Origin of the sequence: Pseudomonas sp. ATCC 43928, from assembly GCF_005938665.2 — a bacterium.
In the GTDB taxonomy this organism is placed as follows: Bacteria; Pseudomonadota; Gammaproteobacteria; order Pseudomonadales; family Pseudomonadaceae; genus Aquipseudomonas.
The window spans coordinates 306290-321155 of sequence record NZ_CP041753.1; the positions used below are offsets into that span (position 1 = coordinate 306290).

The window sequence follows — 14866 nt, forward strand, 5'->3', positions numbered from 1 at the left end:
CTGGCAGGCGCCGAAGACTGGCGCCTCACAAGGAGTTAGCTGAATGAAAAAACTACTCGTCGCATTCGCTGCCATTGCAGCCTTTTCCGCCCACGCTGCCGACACCCTGACCGTTGCGGCCACCCCGGTGCCCCACGCGGAAATCCTCGAGTTCGTTAAACCAGCCCTGGCCAAAGAAGGCGTGGACCTGAAAGTCAAAGTCTTCACCGACTACATCCAGCCGAACGTACAGGTGGCCGAGAAGCGTCTGGACGCCAACTTCTTCCAGCACCAACCGTACCTGGATGAGTTCAACAAGGCCAAGGGCACCAACCTCGTCAGCGTTGCCGGTGTGCACCTGGAGCCGCTGGGCGCTTACTCCAGCAAGTACAAGAAACTGGAAGAGCTGCCGGGCGGCGCCAACGTGGTGATCCCGAACGACGCCACCAACGGCGGCCGTGCGCTGTTGCTGCTGGAGAAGGCTGGCCTGATCAAGTTGAAGGATTCGAAAAATATCCTGTCGACCGTGAAGGACATCACCGAGAACACCAAGGATCTGAAATTCCGTGAACTGGAAGCCGCGACCATCCCCCGCGTGCTGACTCAGGTCGACCTGGCGCTGATCAACACCAACTACGCGCTGGAAGCCAAGCTCGATCCGTCCAAGGACGCGCTGGTCATCGAAGGCAGCGACTCGCCGTACGTGAACATCCTCGTTGCCCGTCCGGACGACAAGGACAGCGCGGCAATGCAGAAACTGGTTGCTGCCCTGCACAGCCCGGAAGTGAAAGCCTTCATTCTCGAGAAGTACAAAGGCGCGGTATTGCCGGCGTTCTGATCTGAAGTTTTAACGAAAAAAATGGGGCGCATTGAATGCGCCCCATTTTTTTGCCTGAAACACCGTACCTGTGGTGCTTATTGACGGTTGAGCATCACCGGCAACTGCGCCACCAGTTTCTGGTTATTCAGCGGTGCACGAATGAACCCGCGTTGAGTCCCGTCCGGTCCGATCACCGCCAGGTTGCCGCTGTGGTCGACGGTGTAGTTCGGCTTGCTGGTGTCCGCCGGAATGAACGGAATGCTCACCGCGTTGGCCATTTTCTGAAGGTCTTCGACCGAGGCTGCGGTCAGCCCGATGAATTGCGGATCGAAGTAGCCCAGGTACTGCTTGAGTTGCTTGGGCGTATCGCGGTTCGGGTCGACGCTGACCAGGATGACCTGCAACTTGTTCACCGCATCCGCCGGCAGTTCACTCTTGATCTGCCGCAGCTGGGCGAGGGTGGTCGGGCAGATGTCCGGGCAGAAGGTGTAGCCGAAGAACAGCAAACTCCACTTGCCTTTCAGTTCGTTGACCGCCACTGGCTTGCCGTCCTGATCGGTCATCTTCACGTCCGGCAGATTACGGCTTTGGGGCAGCAGGATGATCCCTGCATCAATCAGCGCCGTCGGGTCTCCCTGGTTTTTCCCGGTCAGTACTTTATTGACGGTCAGGCCCAGGATCAGCGCGATCAGGGCAACGAGGATGAAGACGGTTTTCTGGGTTCGGGTCATAGGATCAGCAGTAAGTAGTGGTCTACGAGCAGCGCGATAAACAGCAGGAACAAGTAGTAGATAGAGTACTTGAACGTGTTGATCGCCGCGTGCGGTCGAGTGCCACGGTACAGCACCACGGCCCATTGCAGAAACCTTGCGCCCAGTAAGAGGGCACACATCAGGTAGAGCACGCCGCTCATGTGGATCACGTAGGGCATCAGGCTGACGGCCAGCAACGCAAAGGTATAAAGCAGGATGTGGACTTTGGTGTAGTGCTCGCCATGGGTAACCGGCAGCATCGGAATGTCAGCCTTGGCGTATTCTTCCTTGCGGTGAATCGCCAGCGCCCAGAAGTGCGGCGGGGTCCAGGCGAAGATGATCAGCACCAGCAACAATGGTTCGGCGCCGACATGACCGGTGGCGGCGGTCCAGCCGAGCAGTGGCGGGGCAGCTCCGGCGAGGCCGCCGATGACGATGTTCTGCGGCGTCGCGCGTTTCAGGAAACCGGTGTAGACCACGGCATAACCGAGCAAGGAGGCGAGGGTCAGCCACGCCGTCAACGGGTTGGTGAAAGTCAGTAGCAAGGCCTGGCCGAGCATCGCCAGTATCAGGGCGAAGGTCAGCGCGGCGGCTGGAGATACCCGGCCTTCGGCCAGGGGCCGTTTGTGGGTCCGGGCCATGACCGCGTCGATGCGCCGGTCCACCACATGGTTGACCGCCGCGGCACCGCCGGCACACAGGGCGATCCCCAGATTGCCGAACACCAGCACCGTCCATGGCACCCCGGCGCGGGTCGCGAGGAACATGCCGACCAGCGAGGTGATGAGCATCAACACCACCACTTTCGGCTTGGTCAGTTCCAGATAGTCTCGCCAGATGGCCTGACTGTGACGTTCGCCGATCAGAGTCGCCATGGCATCTCTCCTTTTATTGTTATGGGCCCGGCCGAGTGTTTACGCAGGCGTAGACGCCAGCGACGAGGGGGCTGATGCTTGACCCGAACCAGGCTGGTTCGCGCGTGATAATTGACCAGCACCATCGTCAGCAACAGCGCCGCACCGCCGGCGTTGTGGGCGACGGCCACCGGCAGCGGCAAGTGGAACACCACGTTGCTGATGCCCAAGGTGATTTGTGCGGCAAGGGCGATCAGCACCATGACGGCCAGGCGCGTCATGCCGACGACCTTCAGTTGCCAGGCCAGACCGAGCAGAACAAAGGTGACCAGTAATGCGCCGATGCGGTGAGTCAGGTGAATCGCGGTGCGGGCATCGCTGTCCAGCTGCCCGCCCAGATAATTCGGGCCGATGTGCTGGGTCAGGTGAAAACCGTTGGCGAAATCAGCCGGCGGCAGCCATTGGCCGTGGCAGGTCGGAAAGTCGATGCAGGCTACCGCCGCGTAATTGGAGCTGACCCAGCCACCGAGAGCAATTTGCAGGATCACCAGCAGCAAGCCGGCGGTTGCCCAGTATTGCAAACGTCGAGGCACGGTCAGCGCTGGCAATACGCCGGACAGGCGCAAGGTCAGCAGAAACAACAGGCTCAAGGTCGCAAAACCACCGAGTAAATGTCCGGTGACCACTTGCGGCCAAAGCTTGAGCGTCACCGTCCACATGCCGAAAGCCGCTTGGCCAATGACCAACGCCAGCAGGAACAGCGGTAACTTCACCGGCTGCCCCGGATGATGACGATGGACCCAGGCGCGGCCCGCCAACACCGCGATCAGCAGCCCCAGCGTGCCGGCGAAGTAGCGATGGACCATTTCGTTCCAGCCCTTGTGGGCTTCCACCGGAGTGTCTGGAAAATGCAGTTCGGCATGAGCCAATTGGGCTTCGCTTTGCGGCACGCTGATAAAACCGTAGCAGCCGGGCCAGTCCGGGCAACCGAGGCCGGCGTGGGTCAGGCGTGTGTAAGCGCCGAGCAACACCACAATCAGTGCCAGCAAGGTGGCAAACAGCGCGAGGCGAAATCCTGGTTTGGCCATGACGATGCCCTTATCCGATGTTCGACAGTTTCAGCAGGTGGCGCAGGTCGTTGAGCAGATCCTTGCCCTTCACCGTCGGGTCGTAACGCAGCACCAGATTGCCGTGAGGGTCGATGATCCACAGGTGCGGCGTGTCATTGCTCTGCGCGCCTTTGATGTAGGACGGCAGGTCCAATGAATAGCGTTGCAACTGTGGGTACTCGCGTTGAAGTTTAGTCTCGTAATCGCTGTTCAGCGGCTGCGCGATCGCCAGCGCATGGCTGGCGCGGGCAGCATCGCGACCGAGGCCGATCTGGATCTGCCGCGCCAGATAAACCAGCTGCTGGCAATCCACCGAGCAGTCCTTCGGTGCCGTTACCAGCAACTGCCAGCGGTCTTCCTGGGCCTGTACGCCGATGTCGGCGCGGGTCTGGCCGTTACCGATCAGTTCACCGTGATAACTGCGGCCTTCGGGTACCCAGAACTGCAATTTGTACATGCCGGTGGCGAGGATCATCGGACCGATCACCCCCAATAGGATCAGCAGCAACTGCAAGCGTCCGCGCCGCCGATTCACCGGTGTTTTCGCCTCAGACATGCCGGGTGGATTCATGGCCACTCCCATTATTGTTCTCCTTTGCGTTGTGCCATCCGAGATAGAGATAAAGGCCGAACAGCGCGATCGCCAGGGCGAACCACTGCACGGCGTAAGCCAGGTGCTTTTCCGGCCCCATGGCCACCACCGGCCAATCGGCGCGGTAGGTCGCAGGGCCACTTTGCGCGCGTAATTCGTAGGCGAAACCGTCACGTTCAAGCGCCGTCCACAACCTGGCCGGTTCAACGGCGGTGATCAGTTGTGGCCAGGTCGTGGTGTTGGGGTCGGCGTGCAACTGGAACGTTGCGCCGGGGGAGACGTAGACCCAGGCGTCGAGGCTCAACACCTGAGTCGGTGTGGTGAATGACGGCGGGGTGCGCCGATCCGGCCACGGCAGCCAGCCGCGATTGACCAGCAACCAGAGCCCGGTGGCCTGATCCTGAAACGGTTGCAACAGCTCGACCCCGACCTTGCCGTCGCGCTGCCGGTTATCCAGCAGCAGGCTGTGTTCGGCATCGAACTGGCCGTGCAGGCGAACCCGGCGAAAGGCCGGATCTTCGGTGTGTTGCAGTTCGGTGCTGGCCATCGGTTCGGCCGCCCGGCGCTCGGCGTAATTTTGCAGCAGCGCGCTTTTCTCCGCGCCCCGGCTCAACTGCCAGAAGCCGAGTGACACCAGCAAGGGCAGCAGCACCGCGACCACCAGAGTCGGCACGAGGCCCAGCCGGAAGCGCTTCATGGCGTCGCCAGAAAGTCGGTCATCGCGATAGCTATACTCACATGCATCGCCTGTCCCCCGGAGTGTCACCATGCTCAAAGCAGCCATCGTCCTGATGCTGATTGCCACGGTTGTCAGCCTGTTCAGCGGCCTGTTTTTTCTGGTCAAGGACGACAGCAGCTCGAATCGCCTGGTCATCGCCTTGAGTATTCGTGTTGCGCTGGCCGCCATCACTGTCGGCTTGATCGCCTGGGGTTTTTTCAGCGGCCAGTTGGTGTCTCACGTGCCTTGGTAGTCATGAGTACCAGGCTCAAAGTACGTAGACGAAAACGAACAACCCGATCCACACCACATCCACAAAGTGCCAGTACCAGGTCGCCGCCTCGAAGCCGAAATGGTGGTCTGCATTGAAGTGCCCGCGCATGATGCGCATCAGCATCACGAACAGAATGATGGTGCCGATGGTCACGTGGGCACCGTGGAAACCGGTGAGCATGAAGAACGTTGCGCCGTAGATGCCGGAACCGAGGGTCAGGCCCAGCTCGTGGTAGGCGTGCAGGTATTCTTTGGCTTGAAAGCCCAGGAAGCCGCAACCGAGCAACACGGTCAGCGCCAGCCAGATTTTCAGCGCCCCGCGATGGCCTTTCTTCAAGGCGTGGTGAGCGATGGTCACGGTGACGCTGGAACTCACCAGCAGCACGGTGTTGAGCAACGGCAGGCCCCAGGGGCTGATGACTTCCTTGGGGGGAGGAAAGAGTTTCGAGTCCGGGTTGTTCAGCAGCGGCCAGGTGAACTCGAACGTCGGCCACAGCATGTGGGCGATGCCTTTGGTGCCTTCACCACCCAGTGCCGGGCCCGCGATGTTGCGCACATAAAACAGCGCACCGAAAAAGGCCAGGAAGAACATCACCTCCGAGAAAATGAACCAGCTCATGCCCCAGCGGAACGAGCGGTCGAGTTGCGGGCTGTACAACCCCGCGCGACTCTCCTTGACCACCGTCCCGAACCAGCCGAACAGCATGTAGGCCAGCAGCAGTCCGCCGACGAAAAAGATCAGCGGGCCATGGGATTCCGGCCGCGCAGCCTTCAGGTCGTTGAACCAGGTGCCCAGGCCGAACACCGTGACCAGCATGCCGATCGTGGCGATGATCGGCCATTTGCTCTGGGCTGGAACGTAATAATGTTCATGAGTTGCCATTTATTGTTCTCCTTATCGGGCACGCTTTAACGCCTAGCCACCTGTGCTTGCTGCAATAGCCACGGGCGGATGACGTGCGGTGATATCGAACAGCGTGTAGGACAGCGTCAGGTGCTTCACATCCTTGGGCATGTCGCGGTCAACGATGAACCGTACTGGCATCTCGATGCGTTGACCGGGCTGCAGCACTTGCTGGGTAAAGCAGAAACATTCGGTCTTGTGGAAGTACGCCGCGGCTGCACTCGGCGCGATACTCGGCACCGCCTGGGCGCTCATCGGCCGGTCGGTGGGGTTGTGGGCGATAAAAATCATCTCGTTCACCGCCCCGGGGTGCGCGGTCAGCTCATCCGTCTTGGGGTAGAAGTCCCAGGGCATGTCAGCAGCGTTGGTCGACAGAAACTGCACGCGAACCTGCCGCGAGGCGTCGACCGTTTGCTCGCCTTCATACTGCCCGGCGGTTTTGCCATTGATGCCGAATGCCTTGCACATCACGTCGTAGATCGGCACCAGGGCAAAGCCGAAGACAAACATCGCCGCCACCACCAGCAACAGGCGGGTGACCAGTTTCTTCATCGAGATCGAGTCAGCCATTATTTCCAGCCTCTACGCCATATCCTGTAGGAGCTGGCTTGCCAGCGAAGGCGGAGTGTCTGACACACCGCGCTGCGTTCATCGCCAGCAAGCCGGCTCCTACAGGACCGAGGCGTTTCATTTCACTTCCGGCGGTGTGGTGAAGGTGTGATACGGCGCGGGCGATGGAATGCTCCATTCCAGGCCTTCGGCACCATCCCACGGCTTGGCCGGTGCCGGCTCGCCGCCGCGAATGGTCTTGATCACGATGAACAGGAAGAAGATCTGCGTGGCACCAAACATGAACGCGCCGATCGACGACACCATGTTGAAGTCGGCGAATTGCAGGTTGTAGTCCGGAATCCGCCGCGGCATGCCCGCCAGGCCCACGAAGTGCATCGGGAAGAACGCCATGTTCATGCCGATGAAAGACAGCCAGAAGTGCAGCTTGCCGAGGGTTTCGTCGTACATGTGGCCGGTCCACTTCGGCAGCCAGAAGTAAGCCGAGGCGAAGATCCCGAAGATCGCCCCCGGCACCAGCACGTAATGGAAGTGCGCGACCACGAAGTAGGTGTCCTGGTACTGGAAGTCTGCCGGGGCGATGGCCAGCATCAGCCCGGAGAATCCGCCAATGGAGAACAGGATCACGAACGCCACGGCGAACAGCATCGGCGTCTCGAAGGTCAGCGAGCCTTGCCACATGGTGCTGGCCCAGTTGAACACCTTCACGCCGGTCGGCACTGCGATCAGCAGCGTGGCGTACATGAAGAACAACTCGCCCACCAGCGGAATGCCGACCACGAACATGTGGTGCGCCCAGACGATGAATGACAGGAACGCAATACTGGCCGTGGCATAGACCATCGAGGTGTAGCCAAACAGCGGCTTGCGCGAGAACGCCGGAATGATTGAGCTGACGGCACCGAAGGCCGGCAGGATCATGATGTACACCTCGGGGTGGCCGAAGAACCAGAACACGTGCTGGAACAGCACCGGATCACCGCCACCGGCGGCACTGAAGAAACTGGTGCCGAAGTGGATGTCCATCAGCATCATGGTCACGCAGCCGGCCAGCACCGGCATCACCGCGATCAGCAGGAACGCGGTGATCAGCCAGGTCCAGACGAACAGCGGCATTTTCATCAACGTCATGCCGGGGGCGCGCAGGTTGAGGATGGTCGCGATCACGTTGATTGCGCCCATGATCGAACTGATCCCCATCAAGTGGATGGCGAAGATGAAGAACGTCACGCTTTCCGGCGCGTAGGTGGTCGACAGCGGTGCGTAGAAGGTCCAGCCGAAGTTCGGCCCGCCACCGGGGGTGAACAGGGTCGATACCAGCAGCAGGAACGCGGCCGGCAAAAGCCAGAAGCTGAAGTTGTTCATTCGCGGCAGGGCCATGTCCGGCGCGCCGATCATCAACGGGATCATCCAGTTGGCGAGGCCGACGAAGGCCGGCATCACCGCACCGAACACCATCACCAGACCGTGCATGGTGGTCATCTGGTTGAAGAACGCCGGTTCGACGATTTGCAGTCCCGGCTGGAACAGCTCGGCACGGATCACCATGGCGAACGAGCCGCCCAGCAGGAACATAGTGAATGCAAACCACAGGTACAGCGTGCCGATATCCTTGTGGTTAGTGGTCAACACCCAGCGCATCAGGCCTTTGGCGGGGCCGTGGGCGTGGGCGGTATCGGTATGAACATGGTCATCGACTACAACAGTCATGTCCTGTCTCCTGCAAACGGCTGGGCTGGGCGAACCGGGACGTCATGCCCCGACCGATTCCTTGAGTACGCAATAGACCGGGTCATTTGCTTTCCGCCTGTTTCAGCTCCAGCACTTCTTTAGGGGTGACCATGTCGCCTTTGTTGTTGCCCCAGGCGTTACGTTCGTAGGTCACGACCGCCGCGATATCGACTTCCGAGAGCTGCTTGCCGAACGCCGCCATGGCGGTGCCGGGCTTGCCGTGGAAGACCAGGCTCAGGTGAGCCTCTTTCGGCCCGGTGGCGATTTTCGAGCCCTTGAGTGCCGGGAACATCGGCGGCAGGCCCTGGCCTTCGGCCTGGTGACAGGCCACGCAAGTGGTGTGATAAATCTTGTCGCCGCGCTCCTTGAGCTCGTCGAGGGTCCATTCCTTGCTGGTCAGCTCTTTGAGTTGCGCGGCTTCCGCCTTGCGCTCGCCCAGCCATTTTTCGTAGTCGGCCTTTTCCTTGACCTCAACCACGATCGGCATGAAGCCGTGGTCCTTGCCGCACAGCTCGGCGCACTGGCCGCGGTAGATGCCGGGCTTGTCGACTCGGGTCCAGGATTCATTGACGAAGCCCGGAATCGCATCGCGCTTGACTGCGAAGGCCGGCACCCACCAAGAGTGGATGACGTCGGCGGAGGTCACCAGAAAACGCACCTTGGCACCGATCGGCAGCACCAGTGGCTTGTCGACCTCCAGCAAGTAATGCTCGCCCTTGGCTTCCTTGTTGTGGATCTGATCGGCGGGGGTAGTCAGGTTGCTGAAAAATTCGACGTCCTGACCCAGGTATTTGTAATGCCACTTCCACTGATAGCCGGTGACCTGGATATCGATATCCGGCTCCGTGTTGTCGTACATCTTGATCAGTGTGGCGGTTGCAGGGACCGCCATGGCCACCAGGATAAGCAGGGGGACGATGGTCCAGAGGATTTCAACGGTGGTGCTTTCATGAAATTTTGCGGCCACCTGCCCGGTCGAGCGGCGGTGGATCATCATCGACCAGAACATGGCGCCGAAGACGATGATGCCGATCACCACACAAATCCAGAAAATGGTCATGTGCAGATCGAATACTGCGTGACTGATCTCAGTCGCTCCAGGCGCCATATTGACAGTCCAGGCCGCTTGCGCCTGACTGAAAATCGACCACAACAGGAGGCCCATCCAGACATGTGGATGTCGCATCATTGCGGGTTCCCCTTATCGTTCTTGTTATCCCGTAGGCGTAACGCCTGCGGCAAGGGAGCGGCATTTTCAGACCACGAACTTGAATCGCCGAGCCTTGCTGCGTATGCAGTCGGGTGTCATCAGCTAACTCCATTCAGAACCGAGTATAGACAGCGACTGCCACCTCGCAACGCGATGGGGTAAATCAGCTGAAACAGGTTGGACTTGCGTTCCAGGTCACGAATGGAGAAGGATGCAGACGAGTGGTGGCAAATCGATATAACGCAGGCATCTCAAGAATGAAATAATTATGACAAATGCGTCTTAGCCTTTTTCCTGAGCCAGCTAAGTTATGTCTTCCCTATTTCATTGCCTTTGTTTCCTGGAGTTTTCATGAACACCGCCGCATTGCGCGAGCAGATCCAACAAGCCCAACAACACGAGGCCGAGACCGGCCTGCTGACTCGTCAGCTGGAAACCCAACTGCCGCACCTTCACTCCGCCATCCAATTGCCGGATGTCGACGCTAACGGCGTGATGACGCGTTTTGTGGCCGCGTATATAGAACAAGTGCCAGACCTGCTGGATGCTGCCAATGAAGTCGCCAGGGAGGCGGGCATCGAATCGCAGATCAAGCCGGTGCTGACAATCGCCGAGCAGTTCTTCCTCCAACCGCCGGCGATCATGGCCGGTCACGTTGGCCTGGACAGCCTGCTGGACGAAGCTTATCTGGCGCACCGCCTGGTCGAAGAGGTCAACGACCTGTACATCAAGCATTTTGGCCAGCCGTTGATCCCCTTGGACATGACTGTCGCCAACCTGATTGCCCACCAATTGATTGGCGAGGAATTTGCCAACCAACTGGATGAGGCGGTGCATCACGCCGTGGACGAGATGCTTGACGATGAAAGTTTCGCGCTGGAGTCGGTGGAGGCCTACCGCGAGAAACTCAACAGCCCGGACACCGGCGCCGCGTGGAAGCGCTGGCCGTGCCTGTCGCGCCAATTGGGTGTCGAGCTGGAGCTGGATCAGCCAGCGGCTTGATCCAACGGTAAGAACCGAACACCTGTGGGAGCGAACAAACTCGCTCCCACACGGTTATCTATCCGGCGGAACCTACGCCCGTCGTGGTCCGCAACCGTCCTTCCAATCTGCGCTTCAACCCCCGCGCTTCAATCACCAACTTCGAACCCTTGGCCGCATTGGCCCGGCCCCACTCCTCCAGCAACTCAAGGCACGAGTGATCGATGTAGCTCAGGTTATTGAGCGGCACATGCACCGTCGCGCCAGCGGGAATGCTCCCCAGCACCTGGGTCAACGCCGGCACCTTGAGGAAAGTCGCCGCCCCCACCAGACGCAGTTCCATCTCGCCGTCCGCCGGTAGATCGATCAGGCTGATTTTCAGGCGCGAAGCCTTCCAGGCCAGTTTGGCCAGCGTCAGGCCAAAGCCGATCAGCACGCCCGTCAGCAGGTCGGTGAAGATGATTGCCAGTGCAGTCGCCGCATAGGTAAACATCGGCATCCGGCCATAACGGCCCAGGCCGCGAAAGGCTTTGAGGTCCACCAGTTTGAAACCGGTGTAAACCAGCACGCCCGCCAGGCTCGCCACCGGAATGCTTTGCAGCACGCTCGATAGCAGCAACACGAAAGCCAGCAACCACAGGCCATGGAACACCGTCGACAGGCGGGTGGTGGCGCCGGCTTGAACGTTGGCCGAGCTGCGCACGATCACCCCGGTCATCGGCAGCGCGCCGAGCAGGCCACACAACATGTTGCCCACACCTTGTGCCGACAATTCGCGGTCGAAGTCCGAGCGTTGACCACTGTGCATGCGATCCACGGCGGCGGCCGAGAGCAGGGTTTCGGCGCTGGCGATAAAGGCCACGGCGAAGGCGGCGATCAGCAGGGTTGGGTCAGCCAGGTTGAGCAGATCCGCCGGGCGTAGCCAATCGATGGCCTCCGCCAGGTTAGCCGGGACCTCCACACGTTTGACCTGCAAGGCGAGCGCCAGGCTGGCGATCGTTGCCAGACCGACCCCGAGCAATGCGCCGGGAACGAAACGCAGGGAATGCGGGCGGAATTTTTCCCACAGCCACATCACGGCAATGGTCGACAGCCCGAGCAAACCCGCTTGCCAGCCAAACGAAGGCAAAGCCTGAATCACTGCAGCAGGGAAGGCCGCCAGGTTATCCAGCCCTGAGGGCTTGGGCACGGCATCGAGCATTACGTGCACCTGCGACAGCACGATCAACACGCCGATGCCGGCGAGCATGCCGTACACCACAGCCGGCGCCGTGACCCGAAACCAGCAACCCAGTTTCAAACGCCCGGCTACCAATTGCAGAAAACCCGCCAGTAGCAGGATCGGCCCGAGCATGGCGATACCATGCTGGCGCACCAGTTCGAACACCAATACCGCCAGGCCTGCCGCCGGACCGCTGACTTGCAGCGGTGAACCGGCAAGCCAGCCAACTACCAGCCCACCGATGATGCCGGTGATCAGGCCTTTGGCGGGTGGCAGCCCCGAGGCGATGGCGATGCCCATGCACAAAGGCAGGGCAACCAGAAACACAACCACCGAAGCCAGCAGCTCCCGTGGCAGAACAGCTTTTAATTGAGCGGCACGCATGGTGACTCTCCCGAAGTTTTCTTCAGGCATGGCAAAGCCGGGCTGCCTGATCAGCAGCCTCGGCTAAACCACACAGGGATCTGGTGACCTGTCTCGCAAACGTTGTTGTGAGACAGGCTACGAAGAGGATTTAGAAGCGCGCTTTGGGCGTCGCCACCGGAATCGGATGGCTGCCATCGAGCGGCAGGAAACAACCCTGATCCGCGTCGTAAGCCTGGATTTCGCTGGTTTCGATGTTGTACACCCAACCATGGATAAACAGCTGACCGTTGGCCATGCGCGAGGCTACCGACGGGTGCGTGCGCAAATGCTGCAACTGAGCGATCACATTCTCTTCGGTAAGGATGTGCATGCTCTCGCTTTCATTCGAGCAATGGCAGTTGTCCTGAACCATGGTTTTCGCCACTTCCGCATGGCGCAGCCAGGCTTTGACCGTCGGCATCTTTTCCAGGCTCTGCGGGTTGAGTACCGCGCGCATGGCGCCGCAGTCAGAGTGGCCGCAGATGATGATGTGCTGTACGCCGAGCGCCAGCACTGCGTATTCGATGGCTGTGGAAACACCACCGTTCATTTGCCCATAAGGCGGCACGACGTTGCCGACGTTACGGGTGACGAACAGGTCGCCGGGGGCGCTTTGGGTGATCAGCTCGGGAACAATGCGCGAATCGGCGCACGCGATGAACATCGCCCGAGGCCGCTGGGCCGTGGCGAGTTTTTTGAAGAGTTCTTCCTGCTGCGGAAAGATCTCGTGATGAAAATGCAAAAAGCCGTCAACGATATGCTGCAACGCTGCATCGGCGGTTTCCGCCTCGGGTTGGGCTGAAGCCGACGCAGCCAAAGGCTGTTTATCCTTGTCACTCATGATTCATCCTCTTTGGCGGAGTCAGGGAATTTTCCCGTTTTGTCCGATGTGAAGCCAGTGGCTGTATAAAAAACATCCAGGTCGAAAAGCAGACCCATCAGTCACTCGATGAATAAGGTAGCGGCTGAAGCTTAACTCAAACTGAATCAAGCGCTCTAGAACGTGCGTTCCAGGTCATAAGAAATATGACCAGCTTGAACACGACGTGCTTTTTTCACTACTCCACCATAGGTCCGATTGTCCTTAAATCAATGACATCTGGCGACCCGGCGGACAAAAGGCTTTGCAGTCCAGATCGAAACCTTCCCGACGGTTGAGCCCCAGGCGCTTGATGGTTTTGGCAAAACGCTGCGCCAGCAGATCGGCAAACGGTCCTTCACCGCGCATACGGGCGCCAAACCGACTGTCGTAAAGCTCCCCACCACGGCTCTGGCGGATCAGGCTCAACACATGAGCTGCACGCTGAGGGTAATGGGCGGCCAGCCACTCTTCGAACAGCGGCGCCACTTCCAGCGGCAGGCGCAACATCATATAAGCCGCAGTTTGCGCTCCGGCCGCATGGGCTTCAGTCAGCAGGCTTTCGAGTTCGCTGTCGTTGATCATCGGAATCATCGGTGAACACAAGACACCCACCGGAATCCCCGCTTCACGCATTACCCGGATCGCCCGCAGTCGTGCCTTGGGCGCAGCCGTACGGGGTTCGAGGATGCGTTTGAGCTCATCGTCCAGAGTGGTGAGGCTGATCATTACCGCCACCAGTCGTTGTTCGGCGAGTTCGGCCAGCAGGTCCAGATCGCGCAGAATCAGCGAGCCCTTGGTGATGATGGTCACCGGATGGCGATAGCGCAGCAGCACCTCGAGGGTCCTGCGGGTGATTTTGTATTCACGCTCTATCGGCTGATAAGGATCGGTGTTGGAGCCCAGGTTGATCGGCGCGCATTGATAGCCGCGTTTGGACAGTTGTTCTTCCAGCACATTGGCGGCGTTGGTCTTGGCGATCAGTCTGGTTTCGAAATCCAGCCCTGGCGACATGTCCCAGTAGGCGTGGCTGGGCCGAGCATAGCAATAGATACAGCCATGCTCGCAGCCACGATAGGGATTGATCGAGCGGTCGAAGGGCAAGTCCGGCGAGTTGTTGCGGGTAATGATGGTCTTCGCCGTCTCGATGCGCACCTCGGTGCCTTGGGTGATTGGCGCTTCCTGATACCAGCCGTCATCCTCGGCCACCGAACGGTTCGGTGCGAAACGGTTGTGAGGGTTGGTGGCGGTGCCGCGACCGCGGGGTGGCAGAGGCGTGTTCATCGATAAAAACCCATTGGCTGTATGTGCATACAGTATCAAGGGGGAAAGCGACAAGCCAGTGCCGTTCGGCGAGTGAACATCGGAGATTATATAAAGGAACTAACAAGACAAGTTTATGGATCAAGCGCATCGCGCAACTGTCATCACTGGAAATATATATCAAGTGGCGCAATTACAAAGGCTGTTAGTACTATCCTCGCCACACGAAGTTGTCGTGGATTATTAATTAAAAGGATTTAGTCATGTCGTTTTTTAATCAGCGTGGTATTTTTTTACAACTGTTGGCGCCCAGCATAACCAATCCTCGCGAAGCACAAGTATCGATGCAGCTTGCCCGTAAAGAGCCGGGATGGGATGCGGTAAATGAAGTGCAGACAGAGGCACTGGTCGATTCCGTCTATGTGACAGCGGTTTCCAGCGATGGTGGTCAGTCCTTCACGATCAAAACCATTAACAGCGATGTGGACGGTGATGGCGATATCGATGGTGATGACAAAGCAAAACTGCTGGCCTTGGCCAAGGCTTATTCCAGTATCGTAAATCCCTGAAGTTGATAGTTGTTGCCAGGTCTGCATGAAACTCCATGCAGGCCTGGTTTTATCG

General features: G+C 59.2%; 16 protein-coding genes. 4 read left to right on the forward strand and 12 right to left on the reverse strand.

Annotated features, from left to right (window positions below; genetic code table 11):
• The first annotated feature begins 43 nt into the window (after positions 1-43).
• A complete protein-coding gene (locus FFH90_RS01410; protein WP_018927267.1) occupies positions 44-817 on the forward strand; it encodes a MetQ/NlpA family ABC transporter substrate-binding protein in 774 nt (257 codons plus the stop codon).
• 77 nt (positions 818-894) lie between these two features.
• Here the strand turns inward: FFH90_RS01410 and FFH90_RS01415 are convergent, their stop codons facing one another.
• The 5 genes from FFH90_RS01415 to FFH90_RS01435 are packed head-to-tail and all read right to left on the reverse strand — an operon-like array spanning position 895 to position 4803.
• On the reverse strand, positions 895-1530 hold the full coding sequence (locus FFH90_RS01415; protein WP_018927266.1) for an SCO family protein: 636 nt from the start codon (positions 1528-1530) through the stop codon (positions 895-897).
• Positions 1527-2426 carry a heme o synthase gene (cyoE, locus tag FFH90_RS01420; RefSeq protein ID WP_018927265.1) on the reverse strand — a complete coding sequence of 300 codons (900 nt, stop codon included), beginning with the start codon at positions 2424-2426 and terminating at the stop codon, positions 1527-1529. Before cyoE ends, FFH90_RS01415 begins: the two co-directional genes overlap by 4 nt.
• Complete coding sequence (locus FFH90_RS01425) at positions 2414-3493, reverse strand: heme A synthase (RefSeq protein WP_018927264.1); 1080 nt, start codon at positions 3491-3493, stop codon at positions 2414-2416. The genes cyoE and FFH90_RS01425 overlap by 13 nt, the downstream gene beginning before the upstream one ends.
• 10 nt (positions 3494-3503) lie before the next feature.
• On the reverse strand, positions 3504-4097 hold the full coding sequence (locus FFH90_RS01430; RefSeq protein WP_086945258.1) for a hypothetical protein: 594 nt from the start codon (positions 4095-4097) through the stop codon (positions 3504-3506).
• Positions 4063-4803 (reverse strand): SURF1 family protein, encoded by a 741-nt coding sequence (locus tag FFH90_RS01435; protein ID WP_111453136.1) that lies wholly within the window; start codon positions 4801-4803, stop codon positions 4063-4065. Before FFH90_RS01435 ends, FFH90_RS01430 begins: the two co-directional genes overlap by 35 nt.
• A 70-nt stretch (positions 4804-4873) precedes the next feature.
• Here FFH90_RS01435 and FFH90_RS01440 point away from each other — a divergent pair, with 70 nt between their 5' ends.
• Positions 4874-5077: a twin transmembrane helix small protein gene (locus tag FFH90_RS01440; RefSeq protein ID WP_018927261.1), complete on the forward strand. Its 204-nt coding sequence runs from the start codon at positions 4874-4876 to the stop codon at positions 5075-5077.
• Between the two features lie 15 nt (positions 5078-5092).
• Here FFH90_RS01440 and FFH90_RS01445 read toward each other — a convergent pair whose 3' ends face one another.
• The 4 genes from FFH90_RS01445 to coxB all read right to left on the reverse strand — a co-directional run bounded on the left by FFH90_RS01445 (position 5093) and on the right by coxB (position 9491).
• Positions 5093-5980 (reverse strand): cytochrome c oxidase subunit 3, encoded by an 888-nt coding sequence (locus tag FFH90_RS01445; protein ID WP_018927260.1) that lies wholly within the window; start codon positions 5978-5980, stop codon positions 5093-5095.
• Between the two features lie 33 nt (positions 5981-6013).
• On the reverse strand, positions 6014-6571 hold the full coding sequence (locus FFH90_RS01450) for a cytochrome c oxidase assembly protein (protein ID WP_138866582.1): 558 nt from the start codon (positions 6569-6571) through the stop codon (positions 6014-6016).
• A 117-nt stretch (positions 6572-6688) separates the two neighbouring features.
• Positions 6689-8281: a cytochrome c oxidase subunit I gene (ctaD, locus tag FFH90_RS01455; protein WP_018927258.1), complete on the reverse strand. Its 1593-nt coding sequence runs from the start codon at positions 8279-8281 to the stop codon at positions 6689-6691.
• An 82-nt stretch (positions 8282-8363) separates the two neighbouring features.
• On the reverse strand, positions 8364-9491 hold the full coding sequence (coxB, locus tag FFH90_RS01460) for a cytochrome c oxidase subunit II (protein WP_019580289.1): 1128 nt from the start codon (positions 9489-9491) through the stop codon (positions 8364-8366).
• Positions 9492-9863: 372 nt separating this feature from the next.
• Here coxB and FFH90_RS01465 point away from each other — a divergent pair, with 372 nt between their 5' ends.
• The gene (locus tag FFH90_RS01465; RefSeq protein ID WP_018927256.1) at positions 9864-10514 is read left to right on the forward strand and encodes a hypothetical protein; all 651 of its coding nucleotides are present in this window, start codon (positions 9864-9866) and stop codon (positions 10512-10514) included.
• 58 nt (positions 10515-10572) lie between these two features.
• On the opposite strand, the gene FFH90_RS01470 is transcribed toward FFH90_RS01465, so the two are convergent.
• The 3 genes from FFH90_RS01470 to FFH90_RS01480 all read right to left on the reverse strand — a co-directional run bounded on the left by FFH90_RS01470 (position 10573) and on the right by FFH90_RS01480 (position 14263).
• Complete coding sequence (locus tag FFH90_RS01470) at positions 10573-12099, reverse strand: SulP family inorganic anion transporter (protein ID WP_138866583.1); 1527 nt, start codon at positions 12097-12099, stop codon at positions 10573-10575.
• Between the two features lie 130 nt (positions 12100-12229).
• A complete protein-coding gene (locus FFH90_RS01475; RefSeq protein WP_018927254.1) occupies positions 12230-12961 on the reverse strand; it encodes a carbonic anhydrase in 732 nt (243 codons plus the stop codon).
• 243 nt (positions 12962-13204) lie between these two features.
• Positions 13205-14263, reverse strand: coding sequence for a PA0069 family radical SAM protein (locus tag FFH90_RS01480; protein WP_138866584.1), 1059 nt, complete (start codon positions 14261-14263; stop codon positions 13205-13207).
• A gap of 242 nt (positions 14264-14505) precedes the next feature.
• Here FFH90_RS01480 and FFH90_RS01485 point away from each other — a divergent pair, with 242 nt between their 5' ends.
• Positions 14506-14811, forward strand: a complete 306-nt coding sequence (locus tag FFH90_RS01485; protein WP_064615689.1) for a hypothetical protein — start codon at positions 14506-14508, stop codon at positions 14809-14811.
• Positions 14812-14866 lie beyond the last annotated feature (55 nt).